Origin of the sequence: Neobacillus sp. 204 (assembly GCF_046562815.1) — a bacterium.
Classification (GTDB): domain Bacteria; phylum Bacillota; class Bacilli; order Bacillales; family Cytobacillaceae; genus Neobacillus.
This window is the reverse complement of record NZ_JBJORY010000059.1, coordinates 1-278: the sequence shown is the minus strand read 5'-3', so window position 1 is coordinate 278 and position 278 is coordinate 1. Positions and strand designations below refer to the sequence as shown.

The window sequence follows — 278 nt, the reverse complement described above, 5'->3', positions numbered from 1 at the left end:
ATAACTCGATGTTTACTTTGCTTCTTCATTACGATTATCTAGTTTTCAAAGAACGAATAAATTGAAAGTTATTTTGCTATCGCAAAAAACTTTGGTGGAGCCTAGCGGGATCGAACCGCTGACCTCCTGCGTGCAAAGCAGGCGCTCTCCCAGCTGAGCTAAGGCCCCGTTATGAAGATGGTGGGCCTAAATGGACTCGAACCATCGACCTCACGCTTATCAGGCGTGCGCTCTAACCAGCTGAGCTATAGGCCCCCACAACGGAAATATAAAGAGAG

At 47.1% G+C, this 278-nt stretch carries 2 tRNA genes; both read right to left on the bottom strand.

The features are described 5' to 3' along the window. Positions 1-92 precede the first annotated feature (92 nt). Positions 93-168 (bottom strand) — tRNA-Ala (locus ACJ004_RS30180). A 10-nt stretch (positions 169-178) separates the two neighbouring features. Next, a tRNA-Ile gene (locus ACJ004_RS30175) sits at positions 179-255 on the bottom strand. Positions 256-278: the final 23 nt, after the last annotated feature.